Origin of the sequence: uncultured Pontibacter sp. (genome assembly GCF_947499215.1) — a bacterium.
Classification (GTDB): Bacteria; Bacteroidota; Bacteroidia; order Cytophagales; family Hymenobacteraceae; genus Pontibacter.
In genome coordinates, this window is sequence record NZ_CANMNI010000001.1 from 888,133 (window position 1) to 909,474 (window position 21,342).

The 21,342-nt window shown below is 50.7% G+C and carries 19 protein-coding genes; 8 read left to right on the plus strand and 11 right to left on the minus strand.

Annotation, left to right across the window (positions count from 1 at the left end; translation table 11 throughout):
- Positions 1-3 precede the first annotated feature (3 nt).
- Together Q1A04_RS03835 and Q1A04_RS03840 are read right to left on the minus strand one after the other, a co-directional pair.
- Positions 4-444 carry a hypothetical protein gene (locus tag Q1A04_RS03835; RefSeq protein WP_299701438.1) on the minus strand — a complete coding sequence of 147 codons (441 nt, stop codon included), beginning with the start codon at positions 442-444 and terminating at the stop codon, positions 4-6.
- Positions 441-1,085 carry a thioredoxin family protein gene (locus Q1A04_RS03840; RefSeq protein WP_299701440.1) on the minus strand — a complete coding sequence of 215 codons (645 nt, stop codon included), beginning with the start codon at positions 1,083-1,085 and terminating at the stop codon, positions 441-443. The genes Q1A04_RS03835 and Q1A04_RS03840 overlap by 4 nt, the downstream gene beginning before the upstream one ends.
- Before the next feature lie 215 nt (positions 1,086-1,300).
- Between Q1A04_RS03840 and Q1A04_RS03845 the strand changes: the two genes are divergently transcribed.
- The 3 genes from Q1A04_RS03845 (at position 1,301) to Q1A04_RS03855 (ending at position 4,965) form a co-directional block, all read left to right on the plus strand.
- On the plus strand, positions 1,301-2,494 hold the full coding sequence (locus tag Q1A04_RS03845) for a proline dehydrogenase family protein (protein ID WP_299701443.1): 1,194 nt from the start codon (positions 1,301-1,303) through the stop codon (positions 2,492-2,494).
- 212 nt (positions 2,495-2,706) lie between these two features.
- Positions 2,707-4,512, plus strand: coding sequence for a hypothetical protein (locus Q1A04_RS03850; protein WP_299701446.1), 1,806 nt, complete (start codon positions 2,707-2,709; stop codon positions 4,510-4,512).
- A 6-nt stretch (positions 4,513-4,518) separates the two neighbouring features.
- Positions 4,519-4,965: a 6-carboxytetrahydropterin synthase gene (locus tag Q1A04_RS03855; protein WP_299701449.1), complete on the plus strand. Its 447-nt coding sequence runs from the start codon at positions 4,519-4,521 to the stop codon at positions 4,963-4,965.
- A gap of 456 nt (positions 4,966-5,421) precedes the next feature.
- On the opposite strand, the gene Q1A04_RS03860 is transcribed toward Q1A04_RS03855, so the two are convergent.
- The 8 genes from Q1A04_RS03860 to Q1A04_RS03895 all read right to left on the minus strand — a co-directional run bounded on the left by Q1A04_RS03860 (position 5,422) and on the right by Q1A04_RS03895 (position 12,513).
- Positions 5,422-6,189, minus strand: coding sequence for an ABC transporter permease subunit (locus Q1A04_RS03860; protein ID WP_299701452.1), 768 nt, complete (start codon positions 6,187-6,189; stop codon positions 5,422-5,424).
- 3 nt (positions 6,190-6,192) lie between these two features.
- Positions 6,193-6,900, minus strand: coding sequence for an ABC transporter ATP-binding protein (locus Q1A04_RS03865; RefSeq protein ID WP_299701455.1), 708 nt, complete (start codon positions 6,898-6,900; stop codon positions 6,193-6,195).
- The gene (locus tag Q1A04_RS03870) at positions 6,863-8,161 is read right to left on the minus strand and encodes a nitrous oxide reductase family maturation protein NosD (protein WP_299701458.1); all 1,299 of its coding nucleotides are present in this window, start codon (positions 8,159-8,161) and stop codon (positions 6,863-6,865) included. The genes Q1A04_RS03865 and Q1A04_RS03870 overlap by 38 nt, the downstream gene beginning before the upstream one ends.
- The gene (locus Q1A04_RS03875; protein ID WP_299701460.1) at positions 8,145-8,609 is read right to left on the minus strand and encodes a nitrous oxide reductase accessory protein NosL; all 465 of its coding nucleotides are present in this window, start codon (positions 8,607-8,609) and stop codon (positions 8,145-8,147) included. The genes Q1A04_RS03870 and Q1A04_RS03875 overlap by 17 nt, the downstream gene beginning before the upstream one ends.
- A complete protein-coding gene (locus tag Q1A04_RS03880; protein ID WP_299701463.1) occupies positions 8,606-9,208 on the minus strand; it encodes a hypothetical protein in 603 nt (200 codons plus the stop codon). Before Q1A04_RS03880 ends, Q1A04_RS03875 begins: the two co-directional genes overlap by 4 nt.
- A gap of 89 nt (positions 9,209-9,297) precedes the next feature.
- Entirely contained in the window at positions 9,298-11,316 is a 2,019-nt protein-coding gene (gene nosZ / locus Q1A04_RS03885; RefSeq protein WP_299701466.1) for a Sec-dependent nitrous-oxide reductase, read from the minus strand.
- A gap of 30 nt (positions 11,317-11,346) precedes the next feature.
- On the minus strand, positions 11,347-11,829 hold the full coding sequence (locus Q1A04_RS03890; RefSeq protein ID WP_299701468.1) for a cytochrome c: 483 nt from the start codon (positions 11,827-11,829) through the stop codon (positions 11,347-11,349).
- Positions 11,830-12,111: 282 nt separating this feature from the next.
- The gene (locus tag Q1A04_RS03895) at positions 12,112-12,513 is read right to left on the minus strand and encodes a cupin domain-containing protein (RefSeq protein WP_299701471.1); all 402 of its coding nucleotides are present in this window, start codon (positions 12,511-12,513) and stop codon (positions 12,112-12,114) included.
- A 185-nt stretch (positions 12,514-12,698) separates the two neighbouring features.
- Here Q1A04_RS03895 and Q1A04_RS03900 point away from each other — a divergent pair, with 185 nt between their 5' ends.
- The 5 genes from Q1A04_RS03900 to Q1A04_RS03920 all read left to right on the plus strand — a co-directional run bounded on the left by Q1A04_RS03900 (position 12,699) and on the right by Q1A04_RS03920 (position 19,605).
- A complete protein-coding gene (locus Q1A04_RS03900; protein ID WP_299701473.1) occupies positions 12,699-13,073 on the plus strand; it encodes a hypothetical protein in 375 nt (124 codons plus the stop codon).
- 62 nt (positions 13,074-13,135) lie between these two features.
- A complete protein-coding gene (locus Q1A04_RS03905) occupies positions 13,136-14,035 on the plus strand; it encodes a hypothetical protein (RefSeq protein ID WP_299701476.1) in 900 nt (299 codons plus the stop codon).
- A gap of 73 nt (positions 14,036-14,108) precedes the next feature.
- Entirely contained in the window at positions 14,109-16,409 is a 2,301-nt protein-coding gene (locus Q1A04_RS03910) for a nitric-oxide reductase large subunit (RefSeq protein WP_299701479.1), read from the plus strand.
- Between the two features lie 674 nt (positions 16,410-17,083).
- Entirely contained in the window at positions 17,084-17,716 is a 633-nt protein-coding gene (locus tag Q1A04_RS03915) for a hypothetical protein (protein WP_299701482.1), read from the plus strand.
- A 236-nt stretch (positions 17,717-17,952) separates the two neighbouring features.
- Positions 17,953-19,605, plus strand: a complete 1,653-nt coding sequence (locus Q1A04_RS03920) for a M28 family peptidase (RefSeq protein ID WP_299701485.1) — start codon at positions 17,953-17,955, stop codon at positions 19,603-19,605.
- 68 nt (positions 19,606-19,673) lie between these two features.
- On the opposite strand, the gene glgP is transcribed toward Q1A04_RS03920, so the two are convergent.
- On the minus strand, positions 19,674-21,320 hold the full coding sequence (gene glgP / locus Q1A04_RS03925; RefSeq protein WP_299701488.1) for an alpha-glucan family phosphorylase: 1,647 nt from the start codon (positions 21,318-21,320) through the stop codon (positions 19,674-19,676).
- Between the last annotated feature and the right edge of the window lie 22 nt (positions 21,321-21,342).

Below are 21,342 nucleotides of genomic sequence, written 5' to 3' on the forward strand. Positions count from 1 at the left end.
CGCTTACTCGAAGTACTGGTTATACTCCTTTAGTCGTGTACTTACCCGCGCCAGCGCCTGCTCGGACTGGTGCTCGTCTTTTTCCGCCAGTATATTTACGTCCTCCACCAACGGCACCAGGTAAACGTGCAGCATGTCGTGGGCTGGGCCCTTCATGCGGCAGTCCTTGAAGAGCTGCTGCATTTCCGCTTTCATCGAAGTCCCCAAATCATTGTAAGCTTCTGCCGAATTGTTCTCGGCCTGCATGTTAAATTCCTGCAGCATACCCTGCAACTGGGCCATATGGCGGTTGGTTGGCTCGTCGGCTTTCCAGCGTTCGGTACCGTTCAGGGCTAGGGCTTGCGTATCGTGAATTACCTCTTTGTGCTCGGTTTCCAAATCGCGCTCGGTTCCACACATGGAGGTCAGACTGGCCAGAAATATGGCGATGATAACTAGCTTCATGCTACAAATCCCTCCTCTTTTTGCTCAACATTTATAACGCTCTGTGCCAAGCGCAACAAGTCTTGCTGCAGCGACTGGCTGCGGTCTTTGGCATACAGGGTGTGCACTAGCGTACCTATCTCCTCTTTTGTCGCGCCCGGATTTTGATCCTTAAACTGCAGCACTTGCTCGAGTATCGCCAGCGGCCTTGGACCCCATGTGAAGAGCCGCTCGTTGGTCTCTGCATTCAGGCAGATCAGCTTCGGTATAGCGCGGCTTCCGTTAGTCAGGCAGGTATCCATCCACTCAGGGTTTTCGTCGCGCAGAATCACGGTGAGTTCGATGGTTGGCACGGCGTCGGCAATGGCGGCAAGGGCTGGCAGTTGCTGCGCTCCGTCCCCGCACCACGATTCCACCAGCACCACCCAATGCCACTCCGGTCGCGGCTGTTGCAGGGCTTCGAGTAAATCCTGGTTGATGGCGAATTGCTTCTCGACACGCTTCATGCGTTGCTGGTTAAGTCGGGTGTAGGCAATGCGCTCTTCGGTTTGCTCTTCGCCAGTAGTTTGGTTGTTGGCCACGAGTTCTTCTGACAGCTTTTTGAAGCTCTGATAGGTCAGCGGGTTGATGAGTTCGGGGGTAAGTATATCAGGGGTGTTCATATGACGTTTGGGTTAAATTATATGCAAGTCTAGCTATCCCCACCTACTTATAAAATGACTTAAGTCACTCACATACAATATTTAACAAACTTATTCCAGCTGTAAAAACAAATACATAGAAAATGATCTATGTCATTATTTGGACTAATGATGCTCATTTCTGAGCGCATGGTATTAGCCTACCTTGTGATGGCATTTATTCTGTCAATACACAAATGAGCGTTACCACTATACAACCATCCACCGTGTTTGATCCGGAAGATCTGAAGACAGCCTTCAGCACCAAAACGGACGAAGAGCTTAAACTTGCCTACTTCCTTTTCCGGATGATGGGCAAACCTACTTTGGTCAAACTGGGCGGAATTGCCACCGTCTGGGCGCTAAAGCTGGGGCTTCCTATTAAAGGCCTCATCAAAGGCACCATTTACCGCCACTTCTGCGGAGGCGAGACGGCCCAGCAAGCGCAAAGTGCTATCCGCCGCATGGCCAACGCCAAGGTATACACCGTGCTCGACTACGCCGCCGAAGCCAAGGAAGACGAAGCCGGTTTTGACCACGTGCTCGACGAGATCATGCGCAACATCCGGCTGGCAAAAATAACCGGAGAGATCCCTTATATCAGCGTGAAACTGACAGGTATAGGCTCCCGCGAAATTTTCAGAAAAATGCAGGAAGGCGAGGTGCTCAATCAAGAAGAACAGGCCGCTTTTCAGCGTACAGAAAATCGTTTGGACCTGATTTGCAAGGCCGCCTTTGAAGCCAACATCACGGTATACATCGACGCCGAAGAAAGCTGGCTGCAGCAAGGGATGGATGAGCTGGCAGAGAAGATGATGCTGCGCTACAACGAGCGCCGAGCCGTGGTGTTCAACACGCTGCAGATGTACCGCACCGACCGCATTGCCTACCTCACCGACTTGCTGAAGAGAAGTGAAGGCTACGATGTGATACTGGGTATAAAAATCGTGCGTGGTGCTTACATCGAAAAAGAACAGGAACGGGCCGCTGAGTATGGCTACCCGAGTCCGGTCTTTCACATCAAAGCAGACACTGACCGCAGTTTCGACAAGGCGATAGACATCTGTCTGCACCACCTTTACCGTGTCGAGCTTTGCGCTGCCACGCACAACGAAGCCAGCACCCGCTACCTCGTTAACCAGATCAACCGCCAAGGTATAGCAGACCACCGGAAACGCATCCATTTCTCGCAACTCTACGGCATGAGCGACAACCTGACCTACAATCTGGCCAGCGCCGGTTTCAACGCTTCCAAATATTTGCCTTACGGCGATGTGGCTACTACCCTGCCTTACATGATCCGGAGAGCGGAGGAGAATACCTCTATCGCAGGTCAAATGGGTAGGGAGTTGAGCTTGTTGGAGGCGGAGATGAAGCGGAGGAAACTTTAACCCCTCCCCAACCCTCCCCTAAAAACAGGGGAGGGAGCTTTGAGAATGATTAACTAAACGCCCTAGCTCGCCACTGGCAAGTGAGGGCAAAAAATAGATAAGTAAACAATTCAAAGTCTCTCAACTCCCCCTCCTGTTTTGGGGGTAGGGGCCCTCGACAAAAGGAGGGGGCTGGTGGGAGGTTAAATCAAACCGATACAGCATTTTCATTCATGATCAAAAACACACCGCACACCTTCCACATCCCGGTTATGGGGTTGGCTTTTTCCATCGACTCGCCTATGAAAGTGGCGCAGTATGGTATTTCTTCTGTTGTCTCGCTGAGCGACGATACTTTGCTCGAGCAAATGCGCGAGCACTATAGCCATGTCTATCAGGAGCACTTCACTCCTATCACACCGAAAGATGCCGACTACCGTGCCCGTCGTGTGGAAGAGTACCTGAACCTCGCCGACCGCATTGTGAAGCAACAGGTAGAAGCGCTAAAACAAGAGTCGTTTGATTCGGAGTCGCGCCTGACCAAGTACTTTTTGTTGCTGCCAGACAATGCGCCGCTTAAAACGCTTTACCGGAAAATGCTACAAACCAACAATCCGGAGCTGAAAAAGATCATGCAGGATGAGTTGCGACAAGCTGTGGTGCCGGGAAGTATTGATGTGAACATCATGACGAAGCTCGACAAAACCAACTATGACAAAGACGGCAATCCGCTACCATCGGAGTACTCCGACGCACTGGCCGCGCTGCGTGGTTTTGCCAACAGCACAGTGCATGCCTCGGTAATTTTCTCGGCAGGTATGAACATGCGTTTGTATAGCTACCTCGAGCAATTCCCCTGCTTTTTCCCTGATGAAGATGGCTATCTGCAAAAGCAAGTTGTGATCAAGGTGAGTGACTACCGCTCGGCATTTGTGCAGGGCAAGATACTGGCTAAAAAAGGTATCTGGGTATCGGAATTCCGTATCGAGTCCGGCCTGAACTGCGGGGGCCATGCCTTCGCGACAGACGGCTATTTGATCGGCCCGATTCTGGAAGAGTTCAAGCAAAACCGACAGGTCATGCAGGACGAACTCTATACCTTGTTCAGCAATGCCCTCACAGCTAAAGGTAATCCTGTGCCAGAGAAAGCGCCTACTACGCACATCACCATGCAAGGCGGGATCGGTACATCAGAAGAGCACAATTTTCTGTTGGAGCACTACGGCATGGACGCCGCCGGTTGGGGTACGCCGTTCCTATTGGTACCAGAAGCCACAACAGTAGATGCTGAAACGATGGAGAAGCTCGCCCGCGCGAAAAAAGAAGACTTATACCTAAGCCCGATATCCCCGCTTGGTGTACCGTTCAACTCACTGCGCGGCACCAGTTCCGAGGCGCTTACGCTAGCACGCATTGAAAAAGGCAAGCCGGGTAGTCCGTGCGAGAAAAAGCACTTGGTTTCGAACTCCGACTTCACGAAAGAACCGATCTGTACGGCTTCCCGCAAGTATCAACGCAACAAACTTGTGCAGCTGCAGGGACTAGGCTTACCGGAAGCGGAATACAAAGCCCAAGAAGCAAAAGTGCTCGAAAAGGAGTGCCTCTGCGAAGGGCTAGCCAATACCGCTTTAGTGAAGCTAGGTATAGCCCGCAAAGCTGTTGCTTCCCGTCCGATAGCTATCTGCCCGGGTCCGAATCTTGCCTACTTCTCCAACATTTTTAAACTGCAGGAGATGGTAGATCATATTTACGGTCGTGTGAATGTGCTCAACAGCACTTATCGTCCGCATGTGTTCGTCAACGAGCTCAACATGTACGTACAATACTGGAAGAACAAGAAGGCCGAACTGCAGGAAACCATGACCGACAAGCAGGAAAAATACCTGCAGAGTTTCTGGCAGAACCTGCAGCAAGGTATAGCTTATTACAAAGAGCTAGTACCAACCCTTTTCAAAGACCAGCTTGAAAAACGCGTGCTGATGCTGGATGAATTACTCGAAGCCGAAGACCAGTTGCAATTGGCGAATCAGAAGGTATAAGAGAACATGAGTAGAATACGATTAACCCGCCTGTTCACATTTGAAGCCGCGCATGCCCTGCAGAATTACAAGGGCGGTTGCCGCAACATTCACGGGCATTCTTACCGATTGGAAGTAACCATTATCGGCACGCCTATCGTGAGCGAAACACACCCGAATGACGGTATGGTGATGGATTTCAAGGACCTGAAAAAGCTGGTGCAGGAAACCATCATTGAGCCGATCGACCATGCGCTCTTGCTGCGTCAGGACGCCTCGATGGAACTGGTAGAGGCACTGCGGCACTTGAATCACAAACTGGTGCTCACGCCCTTTCAACCAACTTGCGAGAACATGCTGATTGATTTTAAACAGCGGATCCGGCATTTGCTACCAGATTATGTGGAACTGCACAGCCTCAAGCTCTGGGAAACGGAGAAGTCCTTTGCGGAATGGTATGCTTCGGACAATTGAGTAAGTAGTTTCCTCCCCCTTAGAAACGGCCCTGATCATGGCTTAAGCTACATGAACAGGGCCGTTTTTTTGTGCCTTTTAGTATAGAACACTCTGGTTATAAACATTATACCTTGAAACGAAGCCGATTTACACTCGTTTTATAGAGTTCTCACCAATACAAACGACTATGAAAAAGGCATTTATTATTTTTATCGGCATTTTCTTCTTCTCCTGCACATCTGACAATACCACACACGACACTGATCGTGAGACAGATACTCGTAACACCGAAACTATGGATGAAAGTGTAGAGATTGGTTCTGGCGAAGAAGTAAGCCCGCAACTGGATATGCAGGATGACACCGCCGCGTTTGAGGTCGATACGGTGACGACACCTAGACCAGTCGGTCAGTAACATAAAGCAATAAAAAATCCCCGACTTGAGTAAGCCGGGGATTTTTTTTAATAGCTATGTTATACATCCCTCCTTTTAAACGCCCTCCTCGAAGTCATCAGTGGCACGAGCACCCACAGCACCATTACCACCAAAGCGATTCCTATCCCCCACATGCTGCCAAAAATGCTTTTGTAAAGTGCACCGGTATAGCCCATCATGGCAGAAATATCTAAGTTCAGCAACACCATCACACGACCCAAATCCACTGGGTTAAGCGCAGTCAAAGCGAGTGTGGCATACTCCAGTGGGTAATCGGCAAACGAGTACAGAATAAACAGCACAATGCCGTCGTAGATAAGCGCGAAGTAGAACCAGAGCAATAGCGCTATACCTATACCTTTGGCTTTGTCGCGGGTGATCACAGAGGCTAGGAAGGCCAGCGCTACGAAGATGAAGGTAATGAAAACACCCGTCAGCACAAGGTATAAACCCGTGGCGCTCGGCGCAAACAAGAGCACCGGTATACCTACGCCGATCAGGAAAGCGGCGGACAGCGACAGGGAAACGCCCCAGTATTCGCTCATGAAAATCTTGCTGCGCTTGATTGGTTGTGATACCAAGAGCTCCATAAATTCATAGGAGTTGTAGAAGTGCGTCGTGCCGAACACAATGCTGATAAGCGGCACCGTGAGTAGCACCAGATTTAGCAAACTCAACAGGCCCTTCTCAGGGCTGCCGCCAAGGTTGAACAGGCCAATAGAGAGCAGCAACAGAAACAAGGTATAGGCCACCACAATTTTGTTGCGCACAATGTCGTAAAGTACGTACTTGATGATCTTGTTCATGGCCTAGTCCTCCTCGTTCATAATTTTGGCAATAGCACGGCTCAGGCGCTCCTCATTGGTGTGCTGCTTGATGCTGGCGATTGTCTCATGAAATTTAAGTGCGCCGTCCACCAGACACATCACCTCGTCGGCCACCTCTTCCACCTCACTCATAATGTGCGAAGTGATCAGGATCAGCTTGCCCTTTTTCTTTTCCTTCAGGATTTTGCACTTCAGGATCTCCGCCGAAATCGGGTCGAGGCCAGCGGTTGGTTCATCAAGAATAAGCACCTGCGGGTCGAACATGAAAGCCAGTGCCGCACTCACTTTTTGCTTCGTGCCGCCCGACAGGGAGCCCATTCTTTTATCATAGATATCCTTGAGGCCATACAGGCCTATTAATTCTTCGTCAATGGTTTTGGCGTCTTTGCGGATGTCACGGATCATATCGATCACCTGCCGGATCTTCATGTTCTCCGGGTACTTACCAATTTGTGGCATATAACCGATCTGACTGCGGTAGGCGTACTTTTTCAGCACACTCTCGCCATCCATTTTTATATCGCCGCTATCCGGCAGCACCATACCCAGTATGCACTTGCTCATAGTGGTTTTGCCCGAGCCGTTTGGCCCGATAACCGACACCACACGGCCACCGCCAAAGCGCACCGTCAGGTCTTTGAGCACGGTTAGCTTACCGTAGGTTTTGGACAAGTTTTCTATCGTTATCATGATTTACTTTCTTCATTAAAGGGCGTTCGTCGACCAGACTCTCAGGTATAAAACTCGGCAGCACCCGCTCGATGCTGTCCATCATGTCGACCATAAAGCTACGCATAAACATCACCGAAGGCGGCACGCGTTCAACCAACATGGAGTACAAACTAACTGGGCGGTAAGGCACATCCCCTATCTTGTTTTTATCAAGGTCGTAGCCGTTGTACTTGTCCCAGTAGTTGTGCTCGAACAGGTTCATGGTTGGACTTCCGTTGGTGCTCACATCAAAGGAGTTACCGGTGAAGTTGTTTAGCCTAAAGGTGTCCTGAATGCAGCTGGCTAATAAGCGTATGGCCCAGCCGTTGCGGTCAAAGTCGTTGTTTTCTATGTGTAACCGGCTGGAGCTTTCCATGTAAATGCCAGTGGTGTTTCTGCGGAATGTATTATTAAGAATGACACTTTGCGAAATATCTTTCAGGAGCAAGCCATAAGCAGAGGCGCCCCAGTTGTCTTCAAAAGTGTTGTGTTCCATCCGGATGTTGCGGGTATACATCACGGCCACGCCGGCACCGTTTTTCCGGAAGATATTGCGAGTATACACGTTGCCGTCCGAGAACATAAAATGCAGTCCGTAACGGTTGTTGCGCTCGCTGATGTTCTCGTTAATCAGGCTGTTGGTCACGTACTCAAAGTAAATACCGTCGCGGTGACCTTCCACCCTGTTGTTGCTTACTTCCACACCATCGGTGCGCCACACGTGTATAGCATTACCCAGCGCCGACTCTATCTTGCCGGTGCTCTGCCCCCGTACCACATTGCCCTTCACTACACTGTTGTCGGCGTTCTGTATGTATATCCCAAAATAGGTGTTCAGGACGGTGTTATTCAGTATCTGTATGTTTTCATGGTCGGCCACACGAATGGCGGCATCGTCGCGCATGTAGCTCACGGCCACGTTCTGTACGGTAAAGCCCTCCACTTTCACATTAGAGGATTTGATGGTGATGATCTGGCCGCTGTTTTGGCCATCTATCACCGGGTTATTGCGGCCTATCAAACTGATGGGCTTGTTAATCTCTATACCTGACTCTTTGTATACGCCGCCATCCACGAGCACCACGTCGCCGGCTTTCGCCTTGTTCACGGCCTCTTTCACGGAGTGGTACTCGCAGGTGTTGCATACCTTTAGTGTGTCGCCAAGTGCCACAGGGCTACCCAGCAGCCACACCAAAGCGCATGCAGTCCAAACTACTATATATTTACTCAGGTTTTTCATTGTTTTTTACGGCTGTCATCGCCTGTTCCCAGTTCAGCAGGCGACCGCCTACTTCCTGTTGCATTTTGGTGGCTGTGGCTTTGTCCGACACAGCTGTCAGGTACATGCCCATGGGGCTTGGGAGCTCTTGGCTCTGTATAAAATTGGCGCTACGGGCGTCAATCAGTTCGTTTGGTCGTGTGAAGTCTGTTACCAATATGTAAGCTGCTTTTTCGGCTTGCTCGGTATTTTCCTGCAGGTATGCGGCCAGACACTCAGCCGAGTCGAAGTAAAAGGGCTTGCCTTTGTCATTCACCAGCTCGGCACCATACCTGTTATCCGATACAGTCATCTGGCAGTGGGCACAGTTCACTTCGCCATAGGCGATAGGCTTCGGCTCCACTTGGCAGGCAGCCAACAAAGTCAGCACCATCGCCACTAGAAGCACATTCTGAATCAATCGTCTCATACCATTACTTTTTTTGCGTTATGCTTCGCTTCCTTTTTACGGCTTAAGAAGTATACCAGTGCAGAAATTGTGATGGCTAGGAAGATACCAAAGCTACCCCATGCTGGCAAGGACAAAGCCTCAAAATTAAGCAGGGTTTTGTGACCTAACAGCGGTGGCACGTACGTCATGCCCGGCACTTTGATAGGGGCTGTTGGGTCCAGGTTGGTACCGAACTTCTCCAGCCAAAGGTAAAAGTCAAGTATACCCACAGCACCTGCAATCATCAGCAGCACTGTCCAGCTCAGCACCAGTTTTCGTTTGCCTATAAAAGCGATCAGCACACCTGTCACCATAAAAAAGATGACAATGTAAGGCATGATCTTAAGCTCGGCGAAAGAGTCGGCGTGGATAGGCTCCATGCCAATATAGTGGTTAAGAATGTTAAAGTTTTGAATAGCTCCAGCCGTGTTACCCGCTATCTGGTTCACCCAGATGTGCATTTCTAGCCCTTCGGGGTATTGTGGAGCGGTTAGGTATATCTTCCACATAGGGAAGAGAAACAACAAGCCGAGAGATAGCGCAGCTATGATCATCAGCACTTTTTGGTAAGCTTTCATCCTTGTTAAGTTTAAGGTGAAAATTAAAAATAAGCGGAGGCTGCCCCGGGCAACCTCCGCTTGTGTTATGCCCGACTTATACCGTCTGGTTAAGCGGAAGGCTTCTTCTTACCTGTAGAGAACGTGATCGGCACGTTAGACCCCTTAGGAGAAACCCGGATGTAGCCTTGCATTTCCTGGTGGAGCGCAGAGCAGAAGTCCGTGCAGTAGAATGGAAACACACCGGCTTTCTTAGGTACCCAGCGCAGCGTCTGTGTAGCGCCTGGCATGATCAGGGTTTCGGCTGTGTTGGCGCCCATTACAGCGAAGCCGTGTGGCACGTCCCAGTCTTGCTCGAGGTTGGTCACGTGGAAGAGAACAGTGTCGCCTACCTGTACCCCTTCGATGTTATCCGGGGTCATGTGGCTACGGATGGCCGTCATTTTCACTCTTACCACATTGCCTTGGCGGGTTACGCTGGCGTCAGCTTCTTTTTTCACTGCGTGTGGGTGCGTATTCTTAGCCAAATCGTAGAATTTCACACTGTTTGGCGCCACTTTATCGGCTTTGATTGCCTGAGCGTAGTGTGGTTCCGCTACGGTTGGGAAGTCAAGGAGCATGCGCATTTTCTCTCCGCTGATATCGATCAACTGGGCAGAGTGTGCCAGTTCAGGACCAGTAGGCAGGTAGCGGTCTTTGGTGATCTTATTCATCGCCACCAAGTACTTGCCGTCAGGGTTTTTAGTATCACCACCCGGGATCATCAAGTGACCAACTGAGTAGTAAACTGGCATTCTGTCTACTACGGTGAAGTCGCTCAATTTCCATTTAACCACTTCAGAAGACACGAACATAGAGGTATAGGCGTTGCCTTTTCCGTCAAACTCGGTGTGCAATGGTCCAAGGCCCGGCTCTGGCACTTCAGCTTTCAGCACAGATTCGTACTTGAACACTGGGATACCGTTGATCTCGCCGTCAAAAGACTTGTTTTTGATCGCTTCCTGCATTTTAGAGAAAGAGAATACCGGAATGGTTGCAGCCAGTTTACCACTTACTACCATGTGCTCGCCGCTTGGATCCACGTCGATACCGTGTGGAGACTTAGGCGCAGGAATCAGGTACATCATGCCCGGGCACTCTTCCGGCAGCAGGTAGCGCACTGTCTTCTTGATGGTAGACTTCGCAATGTGCGTGTCCTTGTCCATTTTGTTGTGGTAATAATTGGCTGGCATTTCGCGGGCCTTGCCTTCAGCGGCATACTTAGCAGCCAATTTCCAGTTAACAGCGGCCAGATAGTCGCGGTCGTTCTGAGAAGCACCCAGCTCTTTCAAAGTACCAGCCTGCTCTGTGTTGTAGGTTGTAAAGAACACCCAGTCAGAAGATGGGCCTTTGCCACCGTTAGCCAAGTCGTAGTCGAAGCCCGGCACCAGAATTTGGAAGTCAAGTTCCATATCGCCTTTCTCTTGGTCCACCTTAATGAAAGAGATAGAACCACGGAACTTGTCGGCGTACTCATTCATGCTCACGTCAGCAGTTGCGCCTTTCATGTCCAACGGCACAGAGAAGCGCGTACCCGCGATCACATACTCGTTGTTATCAGTTGGGTATGGCGAGCAGTGGTTACCGGCAGAGTTTGGAATCTCCATGATCTCCACTGTTTCGAAGGTAGTCAGGTCGACACGGGCCACACGTGGTGTGTTATTACCGTTGGCAAACAACCAGCGACCGTCGGTCATACCATCGGTACGAGACAGTTTCGGGTGGTGCAAGTCATCCCAAGGCACAAAACCGTGTGATGTCATCAGCATAGCTTTGGACTCTTCGTTGTAGCCGTAGCCGTTCTCACCGTGCTGCGTGAACACCGGAATGATCTTCAACAGTCGGCCTGAAGGAAGACCGTACACAGACATCTGTCCGTTGAAACCGCCTGACAGGAAAGAGTAGTACTCATCGTGCTTGCCCGGTGCTACATACACCGCCTGCGCAGCGTCCGAAGCTACACCCGCAGCCGTGGCGCTACCTTCGCCAGGGCCGCCGCTGCATCCCTGCAGCACAGCGCCGCCAGCCAGTGCCAGCGTAAAGGCCGCGGCAGGAGCCGCTTTCTTAAAGGTTTTGAATAATGATTTCATGGTGTTTTTGGTTTTGCTTGTTGATTGTGATTAGGAGTTTTTATCATTCTGACGCAGGAACTCAAGTAGTGCTCTCGCGTCTTTCTCGTTGATGTTCTGGTTGGTCATCTGCGTTAAGTGCTCAGCCAGCAGCTTCTTGGCTTCGGGGTCTTTCTTGGTCATTTCCTCCGGGTTAATAATCATGTTCATGATCCACTCCGGCTTGCGCTTCTCAGTTACGCCGGCCATACCCGGGCCCACTACTTTTTGGTCAGACAACTGGTGGCAGGCAGAACACTTGCCTTCAAAAATAGCCTTGCCTTCTGCGGCCAGCGCTTCGTCTATGTTATCGCCCACTTCAACTGACGTGATTGGTCCTATTCCTTTTCCATCGTCCTCTACTGGAGCCTCAGGAGCCTGATGGGCCAAACCTGTTTCTTCTGTTGTTTCGGTAGTAGAAGTGTTGTCAGAAGAGCAGCTATAGAATACCATAGCGGCTAAAAACAGTAATGCGGCAGATTTAAGGGATTTCATGGTTGTTGGTTTTTGGTTTTTGATTTTCATAAAGTTTACCTGTTTAGTGATGAGATGATTAAGTCCCTGATACGACGAACGTTAGTTAGCCGTTTTAATTAAGTTTTAATCTTCCCCTCACTCACTCTCTTTTGGCTTTCATTTACAATTCAAAGGTAGGTGGACTACTCTCCGAAATAAAAGACCTTAATCTCTTTTATTAGTGACATTTGTCATCTTTTTTGCTTTTGCATTTTCAAAGTCCCTGTGCAGCTTCAAATATTTTGAGACTTGGCGCTATTCCTAGGCTTTAGATGCGAGTGGTGATACAGTCAGCAGAAAGGTTGTTTCCTCAAGCGCCTCTACGCTGTGTCTCACGTGCTCCTGCAGCGTCAGCAACTGCCCTTTGGTAAGCACTACAGCTTCTGCCTCTGTGTTGAATCTGATTCGGCCTTCAATCACATGAACACTGATGGGGCCCGGCGCTTGATGCGGCTTTATTTCGGAGCCTGCCTGCATCACGTTCAGCAGGATGCGCATTGATTCGGACTTAAAGATTGTTCTGGACCCTCGCCCGCTCTTCTGCCAACTCTCCTCCCCTTTCAACTCAAGCGCCAAGGCTGGAAGGTCAGTGGTGAATAAAGCTTTTCCGCTCTCTTCGTGGATGGAGCCGCTGGGTTGCTGTGACTTATCTGCTTCTTTCATGTCTCTATATATAAGCGTGTATAAGGAGTGGTGCGTCTTACCGCTTTCATCATGTACAAAACTACCCCAGCCATACCACATAATAGAAGACCTTAATCTCTTTTATTAATGATCTATGTCATTTTTCACGCCACGCCTCTGTATGACCTTTGCAGCAGTTCCATACCAAAAGAAAAGAAGATGCCATGAAACGGCTTGCTGTTATACTGTGTGTGCTGTGTGTGCTGCTGCAGCCCTTGAGCAAGCAGGGTATCTTGATGGTATACCAGCTCAACAAAGCGTACGTCGCCAGCGAGTTGTGCGAAAACAGGTTTATACCTGACTCTGACTGTCAGGGTAAATGCCACCTCCGCAAAGAGCTGAAAAAAGACTCGGAGCGCGAAAAGCAATCGCAACGCCAGCAGCAAAGCACGATCGACATGATCGCATTTAATGCAGAGCTGCTTCCTGTAGCGACTGCCGTACCTCAAAGCGAAACAATCGGCCACTCCCTATACCGGGCAGGCCTCTATACCACACCTGATTTTTCCATTTTCCATCCCCCACGCCTCATCGCTTAGTTCCCGATCCCGGTGCCACTTCGGCTCCCTCCTTTTATTCTAAATTTTAAAGAGAACTAGTCATGAAAAAGATTTTCTTAACAATCATCGCCCTCTTATCGATCAACTTCAGCAGCCAAGCCTGTGACAAAGGCTGCACCATGGGCGGAAGTTATATGGGCATTTTGCCTCAATTCCATAAAAACTTTGTGGGGCTTCGCTATACCACGCGCTCCTACACCACCACCGCTACACACGGTACCCATTTGCAGGTAACGGACGAACATTTTGCCACTGCCGAGCTGTGGGGCCGTTTTGTGCCGGTCAAGAATGTGCAGGTCTTCGCTTTTGTGCCCTACATACTCAATGAACAGAGCGGCGGTCACCATGCCATCAAAAGCAGAGGCTTTGGGGATGTGACCTTGATGGCCAATTATTCGCTTATCAACACTGGCGACCGGATGGACCGCGACCTGAAGCACACGCTGCAGGTGGGTGGTGGCGTGAAGCTCGCCACAGGCGCCTTTCGTAACCAAGAGCAGGGAGAGCAGCTGGCGCCTAACATGCAACCCGGCACAGGCAGCACCGACTACCTCGCAAACGGTATCTATACCATCCGCTACAAACAATTGGGCCTGAGCAACGATGTTACCTACCGCTTTAACACCGAGAACAGCAACGGCTACCGCTTCGGCAACCGTGTCAGCGCTTCATCTAACCTGTTTTACTGGCAGAATGTGAAAGGCATCTCGCTACTGCCAAGCGCAGGCATGTATTACGAGCATGCCGAAGGCGATCAATACGAGGGTGCTCCCAACCTGCAGAAAGGCGGTGATTCTTTCTTCACCAACTTGGGCCTGAGCGTGTATGTGAAAAATATTGCGGTGGGCGGTACAATACAATTGCCTGTTAGCAGCACCGAGGCGCACCACCACACCGAAGGCAACCGCCGCAGCATGGTGAACCTCACTTACATGTTCTAAAGATCATGGCCCTGATCCCAGCAACTAATTTTCAACTCTAATTCAACTATAACCATTCAAACCTTTACTTTTTATGAAATACAGAAACCTATGGCTGGGATTTATTGCCGTGATAGTCGGCTCCTTCGCCGTTCTCGGGTACTACGGTATCGAGATTTACAGAGAGGCACCACCCATACCTGTCAAGGTGGTCACTACTTCCGGAAAGGTCCTCTTTACCGAAGATGATATTAAAGACGGACAGAACGTATGGCAGTCGACAGGCGGCCAACAGTTGGGCTCGGTATGGGGCCACGGTGCTTACATAGCACCTGACTGGAGTGCCGACTGGTTGCACAAGGAAGCAATGTACTTCCTCGACTACTGGGCGCAACAGGAAAAGGGCGTGCTCTATGATGACCTGGACGAAGAGACAAAAGCGATGCTGGAAGCCCGTCTGCAGAAGCAGATCCGCGCCAATACCTACGACCCGGAGACAGGCATCTTGACCGTGTCGGACCTGCGTGCCGAGGCCATTGCAGAAGTTGGCAAGCACTACACCGGCCTGTTCATGAACGACCCGGCGCTGGCCAAGCACCGCGACGCTTACGCCATGAAAGACAACACCGTGGAGGACCCGGTGCGCATGGAGAAGCTCAACACCTTCTTCTTCTGGACTTCGTGGGCTTGCGTGACCGAGCGTCCGGGCAAGAAGATCACTTACACCAACAACTGGCCCGCCGAGAAACTGGTTGCCAATGAGCCAAGCTCCGACCTCATCATCTGGACAGGCTTCTCTGTGATCATCCTGATTGCGGGTGTAGGTATGCTGGCCTACTACTATGCCTCTAACCGTGAAGAGGAAATTGACCACTCCAAGCTGCCGAAGCAGGATCCATTGTTGGGTTTGACGGCTACTCCTTCCATGAAGGCCACTTTGAAGTACTTCTGGATTGTGACTGCCCTTATTCTCGTCCAGGTCACGCTCGGGGTCGTCTCGGCGCACTACGGCGTAGAAGGACAGGCGCTTTACGGTTTCCCATTAGCTGAGTACCTTCCCTACTCCATCACCCGCACATGGCACGTGCAGCTGGCCATCTTCTGGATCGCCACCTCTTGGCTGGCAACTGGTCTCTACATAGCGCCTGCCGTGTCGGGTCACGAACCTAAATTCCAGAAACTGGGCGTGAACTTCCTCTTCGTCTGCTTGCTCATCATAGTGGCGGGCTCACTGGCCGGTCAGTGGTATGGCATTATGCAGAAACTGGGCTATACAGAGAACTTCTGGTTCGGTCACCAAGGGTACGAGTATGTGGACTTAGGTCGCTTCTGGCAGATATTCCTGTTGGTAGGCTTGTTCCTGTGGCTGGCCTTGATGGTGCGCGCGATTCTGCCTGCCTTCAAAAACGATGTGGAAGGACGTCACCTGCTGGGTATGTTCCTCATCTCTTCAGCTGCCATTGCCTTATTCTACGCCGCTGGCATGATGTGGGGACAGCACACTAATCTCGCCATTGCCGAGTACTGGCGCTGGTGGGTAGTGCACCTGTGGGTTGAGGGCTTCTTCGAAGTGTTCGCTACCGTGGTAATTGCCTTCCTGTTTGTGCGCATGGGCCTGCTCGACACCAAAATCGCCACTACTACCGTGCTGTTCTCCACCATCATCTTCCTGTTCGGCGGTATACTTGGTACTTTCCACCACTTATACTTCAGCGGTACGCCTACTGCGGTGATGGCCTTGGGTGCAACTTTTAGTGCGCTCGAAGTAGTGCCATTGGTATTGATCGGCTTCGAAGCCTACCACAATCTTCAAATCAGCAAACTCACACAGTGGATCAAAGCCTACAAGTGGCCGATCTACTCCTTCGTGGCCGTGGCTTTCTGGAACCTCGTAGGTGCGGGTGTATTCGGTTTCGTGATCAATCCGCCGATAGCGCTCTACTACATGCAGGGATTGAACACCACACCAGTGCACGCTCACACCGCCCTGTTCGGGGTATACGGTATGCTGGGTATCGGTCTGATGCTGTTTGTACTCAAGGGCCTGTCTGCCCGTCGTCGTTGGAAAGACGGTGTGATCAGCTTCGCCTTCTGGTCTATCAACATCGGCCTGATCCTGATGGTGCTGATCAGTGTGCTGCCAATCGGTCTGATGCAGACTTGGGCTAGCGTGGAGCACGGTTTGTGGTACGCCCGTTCCATGGAGTTCATGCAGACCGACACTATGAACATCCTGCGCTGGCTGCGTGTGATCGGTGACACGATTTTCGCGGGTGGTGTGCTGGCCTTGGCTTGGTTCATCATCGGCCTAAGAACAGGCTGGTCTTTGGAAGAGGATGAGGACGTGACACCACTGATCGAAGAGGAAGCACCTGCAAAACAAGTGCGCTCATAAGCTAAATTCAGCTAAACCCAAAAGCTGAACTCAGAGCGTAACGCTCATTATACATACACCCTTTACTGACAAGCCCTTCTGCCTTTGGTGGAGGGGCTTTTTTTGGGCTAACTTCTAGTTGCAGGTATAAGGAAGTTTTAACAAGTATAGCCCATACCGTCATTCCTGTTTGTGCGTATGGTATAGGCGGGTTTAGGTATAGCTTTAGTCGCTCTCCGGGGTTTATCAGTCCCAAAGCAAGTGGTAGAGGAAGTCCTAATCCCCGTATACCTATAGAAGGGACGTGCGGGTCGGGAGACCCGCAACAGTGTGCTTTCGGATGGATAAATCCGAAAGAGCGAAGGAAAACCAAATGGGTGTAAAAATGCAGGGACAGGTCGCGACCTGTCTGAATCGTTCCCAAACTTTCCTTCAAGGGAAACTAGTAGGGTGTTAGCTTTTGGTGTAAGACTTCCGCAAAAGCTTAACACCCCTGCGGTCCCCTCAAAGGGACCATTTTACGAGAACTTTCGGTTCTACTTCTTCGGGGAGTTTAGGGGTAAGTTAATTGTTACCCATAACTCCACTTCCTGCTATGGAGGTAAGGGCCCTCGAAAAAGGAAGGTAATGTGGGGAAGTAGATTTAACTCTCAAGAAATCAGTAATTCAATTACACACCAACAAAACGAAAAATTATGGGCATCAAGAAAATAGTCGATAAAGTAAAAGAAGAAATCAATGTACTGAAGGGCGACGAGTCCAAAGACAAGCTGTACCAGAACGAACAGGACTACCCGGATGTGGCCAGTGCGCGGACGGCTTTTGAGGAATCGAAAAAGAAACTATTCAACGTGAATTTATGGTCAAATCTAGAAGGCATCAACTCTACCTTCGAGCTGTACGATGACCGTGGAAGAAAAACAACAGCGGAGGTGCCCGAAACTGGCTATTACCTGAAGATAACGCTTCCCGGCGCTGAGGTAGAAAACTGGGTGCAGGTCAACAACATCAAAACAACCGAAAACATGGCCGAATTTACGGTGCAGCCCAGCAGCAAGCCTAATCCACCGGCTGACGAAGAAGAAGTAACGGAGCATTTTTTCACCGACGAGGCCACCAGTACCTTCAGGGTGGAGGTGCAGGACACCAAACTGATTGGTTCTGAGATCGGCAAGAATGAGTACATCAATAACCAAGGAGAAGAGTCCGGAGACCGTTCAATGCTGAACACCCTGATAGCCGAAGGCGGATGGGCCGGGTTTCAAGGGCTGCAGTGGGACAAACTGACCAGCTACCTTGTGCATCAGGAAGAGGCGAGCGCCGAATAGCTGATAAGCTTTTCTCTCACCCTTTAACCGCCATTAGTGTAAGCATGAAGATGCTGAGCCTTATTCTTTTTCTGTTGTTCCTCACAGTGCTGACGTTTATACTGCGTAGAATCGAGCATCGGAAAAATCGCAGAAATTGAGTTTATACCTGCCCTTCTATACTTTAAGGGCAGGTATAGGCTTAGGCGCTGTGCCGCATTTCCCTTATATTTGGTGAAACAACCAATCTGATCCGAATGAAACGCCTTTTGTTCCTAGCCCTTTCCTGTGGTCTTTTGCTACAAGGAAGTGCCTTTGCCCAGTCGCTAGCGCTCGACAAACCAGTCGAAAAATCGCTTAAAAAAGTAAAGCCGAATGATGTAAAGGCCCACATCAAGTACCTCGCTGACGACCGCCTGTTGGGCCGTAAGCCCGGTACCGAAGGTTACCAAATGGCCGTAGACTATGTGGTAGAGCATTATCAAAAGGCTGGCATTGAGCCCGGCGGCGAGAACGGCACCTATCTCCAACTCGTGCGCCTGCGCCAGTCATTTCCCGGTAAAGAAGCCAGCATGGTGCTCGCCGACTCTATGGGCACTGAGCTGCAACTGACTTACAACAAGGATTTCTCGGTATACCCGCATGCCGAGGAACCTGAGGTGAGTATGGAGGCACCGCTTGTTTTCGCCGGCTACGGCATCAGCGCACCTGACTTAGGCTATGACGACTATGCAGGTATAGATGTGACCGGTAAAATTGTGGTGGTGATGCGCGGCGCTCCGACCAGCTTTCCTTCTACTGTGTCGGCCTACAGCCGCGACATGATGACGGTGCTGAAGATCGCTGCCGAGAAAGGCGCCGTGGGCGTGATCGTGGCAACTGACAACCCAAAGGCTGGCGTTGCAAACCTAGAACGCGGTACGTACAGCGTGATGGACCCGAATGGGAAAGTAGCCGTGTCACGCAATTATGTATCTGATAAGATTCGTGTGCTGGCTAACATCAATGCCGCCACATTCGAACAGCTTTTGAAGGGCACAGGTCTGGAAGTGGCCAAGCTTGGAGAGCAACTGAAACAAGGCAAGCCTGCCTCTACCCCGCTCACCCATACCCTGCGCACCAGCTATACCTCCAGCTACAAAGATTTTGAAAGCCACAACGTGATAGGCAAGATCACCGGTGCTGATCCGCAACTGCAAAACGAGTACGTGGTGCACAGCGCCCACCTCGACCACGTGGGCGTAGGCCGTGCCGTGAACGGTGATTCCATCTATAACGGTGCCCACGACAATGCCTCCGGCGTAGCCAGTGTGCTCGAGATCGGTAAAATCTACTCCAGGCTGAAGGAAAAACCGAAGCGATCCGTGCTGTTTGTAATGGTGACCGCCGAGGAAATGGGCCTGCTGGGTTCCGCTTATTTCGCCCGCTACCCAACAGTTCCGGTAGAGCAGATCGTGGCCAACATCAACACCGACATGCCTACCATCATCGCGCCGCTGCTTTCAGTGGTAGGTTTAGGCTCAAACCACTCTACATTAGAAAACGAAGTAGCTGCCGCCGCACAGCATTTGGGTATGACCGTGGAAGAAGACCCAGAGCCAGAGCAAATGCGCTTTATACGCAGCGACCAGTACAGCTTCGTGATGCAAGGTATACCCGCCCTGCACATCAAGTATGGCAACAAGACTAAAGACGGACAAAACAACTTGAACAAGCAAGTAGAACAGTGGCGCGCCATCCACTACCACAAGCCGCAGGATAACTTTAACAACACATTCGATTATAACGCTGGCAAAAAGTACGTGCAACTGAACTTCCTGATCAGCTACCAAGTGGCAAATGCAACGGAAAGACCCAACTGGAAAGCGGGCGATTTCTTCGGAAGCCGCTTTGGCAGACAAGCCAACTAGGCCAAGCCATTAACAAACAAAAAGAGCTGCCCCGTAATAGGGCAGCTCTTTTTGTTACTATACCTGTGTTAATACAGCATCTCATAATACTGATGCGCCATACGGTCGGAATCGAAATGCGGCACCACATCGCGCATGCCTTGCTTTACGATGTTCATCCACTTATTCCGGTCATTGTAGTAAGTCGGAATCACTTCGTTTTCCAGTATGCTCATCAGGTTTTTGTGGTCAATCTCATCCTGCATCGAATCAGGCAGGCTGGTGTCAACTACTGGTAGCACAAAGCTGTTTTCTCCGTGGCGTGCAAACTCAGGCAGCCAGCCGTCGAGTACCGAGAGGTTCACGGCACCGTTCATGGCAGCGGTCATACCGCTTGTTCCGGAGGCTTCACGCGGACGACGCGGGGTATTGAGCCACACATCAGCTCCGTGCTTCAACTTCTTCGACAGGCCGATCTCATAACCCGTCAGCACCGCGAAGTTCTTACGATGATAAGATAGATGGACCAAACTGTTAAACACACTCACAGCACCCTCATCAAATGGATAAGGCTTGCCGGCCCAGATCACCTGCACGGGCTGTGACTTGTTAGAGATCATGTCAAAGAAGCGCTCAATATCGTGCACCAGGAGGTCGGCCCGTTTGTAGGCGGCGAAACGGCGCGCCCACACAATAGTAAGTACATCCTTTCGGAAGAGTTTACCCGTCTGGTCGGCCACAAGCTCAAATAACTCCTGCTTCATTTCCGCCTTGCGCTGTATCAAGGCCTGATTATCATCGCGCTCCAAGGCCTGTCGCATGCTGTTGTCCATCCAGAAACGGGCATTCTGGGCGTTGGTGATCGCCTTGATCTCGCACACATTGTCGTTCTCATACCACATATCGCGGGCCACTTCGCCGTGCAGTTGCGACACCCCGTTGGCTATTTTGGCAATGCGGAGCGCAGCCAAGGTATAGTCGAAGAAATTGCCGTGCATGCCGGTCATGTGGCGGGCCTCTTCCAGAGAGGAGGTGTTAAAGAAAGACATGTTGTTGAGCAGGTGGATGTCGTGCACTTCGTTTCCGGCTTTTTCCGGCGTGTGCGTCGTGAATACAATCCGCTTGCGCATATCCTCCACATTGCCAAACTTTTCGCGCAGGTAAAAGGCGAGTGGCAGGGCGTGCCCCTCGTTCATGTGGTAGATGTCGGCCCCTCCCAGTTCCTCTACTACTTTGGCACCGGCTATACCCAGCACAATGCTCTGCGCGATGCGGGTAGAAGGTTCCTTGTCGTATAGATGATAGGTGATAGTACGGGCAAGGTGGTCATTCTCCGGTATGTTGGTGGTCAGGAAATACATCGGCACTGTGCCGAACACTTCGGGGCGCAACACTAAGGCTTTCACCTTTACCGGGTGGCCGTTCACGTTCACGGTTACCGTGATGCCTGAATCCTCGAGGTAGGTATAGTATTTCTTCTGAAACTGCACCCTCATGGTTTGGTCATCATTTCGGGTCTGGTCGTAGTAGCCGTATTTCCAGAGTATGCCGATACCGATCATGTTCTGTCGCAGATCGTGCGCGCTGCGCATGTGCGAACCCGCTAAGAAGCCCAAACCACCCGAATAGGTTTTGAGTGCCTGATGGATGCCGAACTCCATGCTGAAGTAAGCTACGCGTTTCTGATACTTCTCATTTATCTCGTAGGGATGATACCACTTATTGTATACTGTCATATTTAAATGCTAATTTATTTTG

What these genes read in the sequence shown, in the direction of transcription:
- Q1A04_RS03915 (WP_299701482.1), top strand. Translation starts at nt 17,084, where the DNA reads ATGGGCATCAAGAAAATAGTCGATAAAGTAAAAGAAGAAATCAATGTA.
- Q1A04_RS03840 (WP_299701440.1), bottom strand. Translation starts at nt 1,085, where the DNA reads ATGAACACCCCTGATATACTTACCCCCGAACTCATCAACCCGCTGACC.
- Q1A04_RS03860 (WP_299701452.1), bottom strand. Translation starts at nt 6,189, where the DNA reads ATGAACAAGATCATCAAGTACGTACTTTACGACATTGTGCGCAACAAA.
- Q1A04_RS03845 (WP_299701443.1), top strand. Translation starts at nt 1,301, where the DNA reads ATGAGCGTTACCACTATACAACCATCCACCGTGTTTGATCCGGAAGAT.
- Q1A04_RS03865 (WP_299701455.1), bottom strand. Translation starts at nt 6,900, where the DNA reads ATGATAACGATAGAAAACTTGTCCAAAACCTACGGTAAGCTAACCGTG.
- Q1A04_RS03870 (WP_299701458.1), bottom strand. Translation starts at nt 8,161, where the DNA reads ATGAAAAACCTGAGTAAATATATAGTAGTTTGGACTGCATGCGCTTTG.
- Q1A04_RS03910 (WP_299701479.1), top strand. Translation starts at nt 14,109, where the DNA reads ATGAAATACAGAAACCTATGGCTGGGATTTATTGCCGTGATAGTCGGC.
- nosZ (WP_299701466.1), bottom strand. Translation starts at nt 11,316, where the DNA reads ATGAAATCATTATTCAAAACCTTTAAGAAAGCGGCTCCTGCCGCGGCC.
- Q1A04_RS03920 (WP_299701485.1), top strand. Translation starts at nt 17,953, where the DNA reads ATGAAACGCCTTTTGTTCCTAGCCCTTTCCTGTGGTCTTTTGCTACAA.
- Q1A04_RS03895 (WP_299701471.1), bottom strand. Translation starts at nt 12,513, where the DNA reads ATGAAAGAAGCAGATAAGTCACAGCAACCCAGCGGCTCCATCCACGAA.
- Q1A04_RS03880 (WP_299701463.1), bottom strand. Translation starts at nt 9,208, where the DNA reads ATGAAAGCTTACCAAAAAGTGCTGATGATCATAGCTGCGCTATCTCTC.
- Q1A04_RS03900 (WP_299701473.1), top strand. Translation starts at nt 12,699, where the DNA reads ATGAAACGGCTTGCTGTTATACTGTGTGTGCTGTGTGTGCTGCTGCAG.
- Q1A04_RS03905 (WP_299701476.1), top strand. Translation starts at nt 13,136, where the DNA reads ATGAAAAAGATTTTCTTAACAATCATCGCCCTCTTATCGATCAACTTC.
- Q1A04_RS03850 (WP_299701446.1), top strand. Translation starts at nt 2,707, where the DNA reads ATGATCAAAAACACACCGCACACCTTCCACATCCCGGTTATGGGGTTG.
- Q1A04_RS03890 (WP_299701468.1), bottom strand. Translation starts at nt 11,829, where the DNA reads ATGAAATCCCTTAAATCTGCCGCATTACTGTTTTTAGCCGCTATGGTA.
- glgP (WP_299701488.1), bottom strand. Translation starts at nt 21,320, where the DNA reads ATGACAGTATACAATAAGTGGTATCATCCCTACGAGATAAATGAGAAG.
- Q1A04_RS03835 (WP_299701438.1), bottom strand. Translation starts at nt 444, where the DNA reads ATGAAGCTAGTTATCATCGCCATATTTCTGGCCAGTCTGACCTCCATG.
- Q1A04_RS03855 (WP_299701449.1), top strand. Translation starts at nt 4,519, where the DNA reads ATGAGTAGAATACGATTAACCCGCCTGTTCACATTTGAAGCCGCGCAT.
- Q1A04_RS03875 (WP_299701460.1), bottom strand. Translation starts at nt 8,609, where the DNA reads ATGAGACGATTGATTCAGAATGTGCTTCTAGTGGCGATGGTGCTGACT.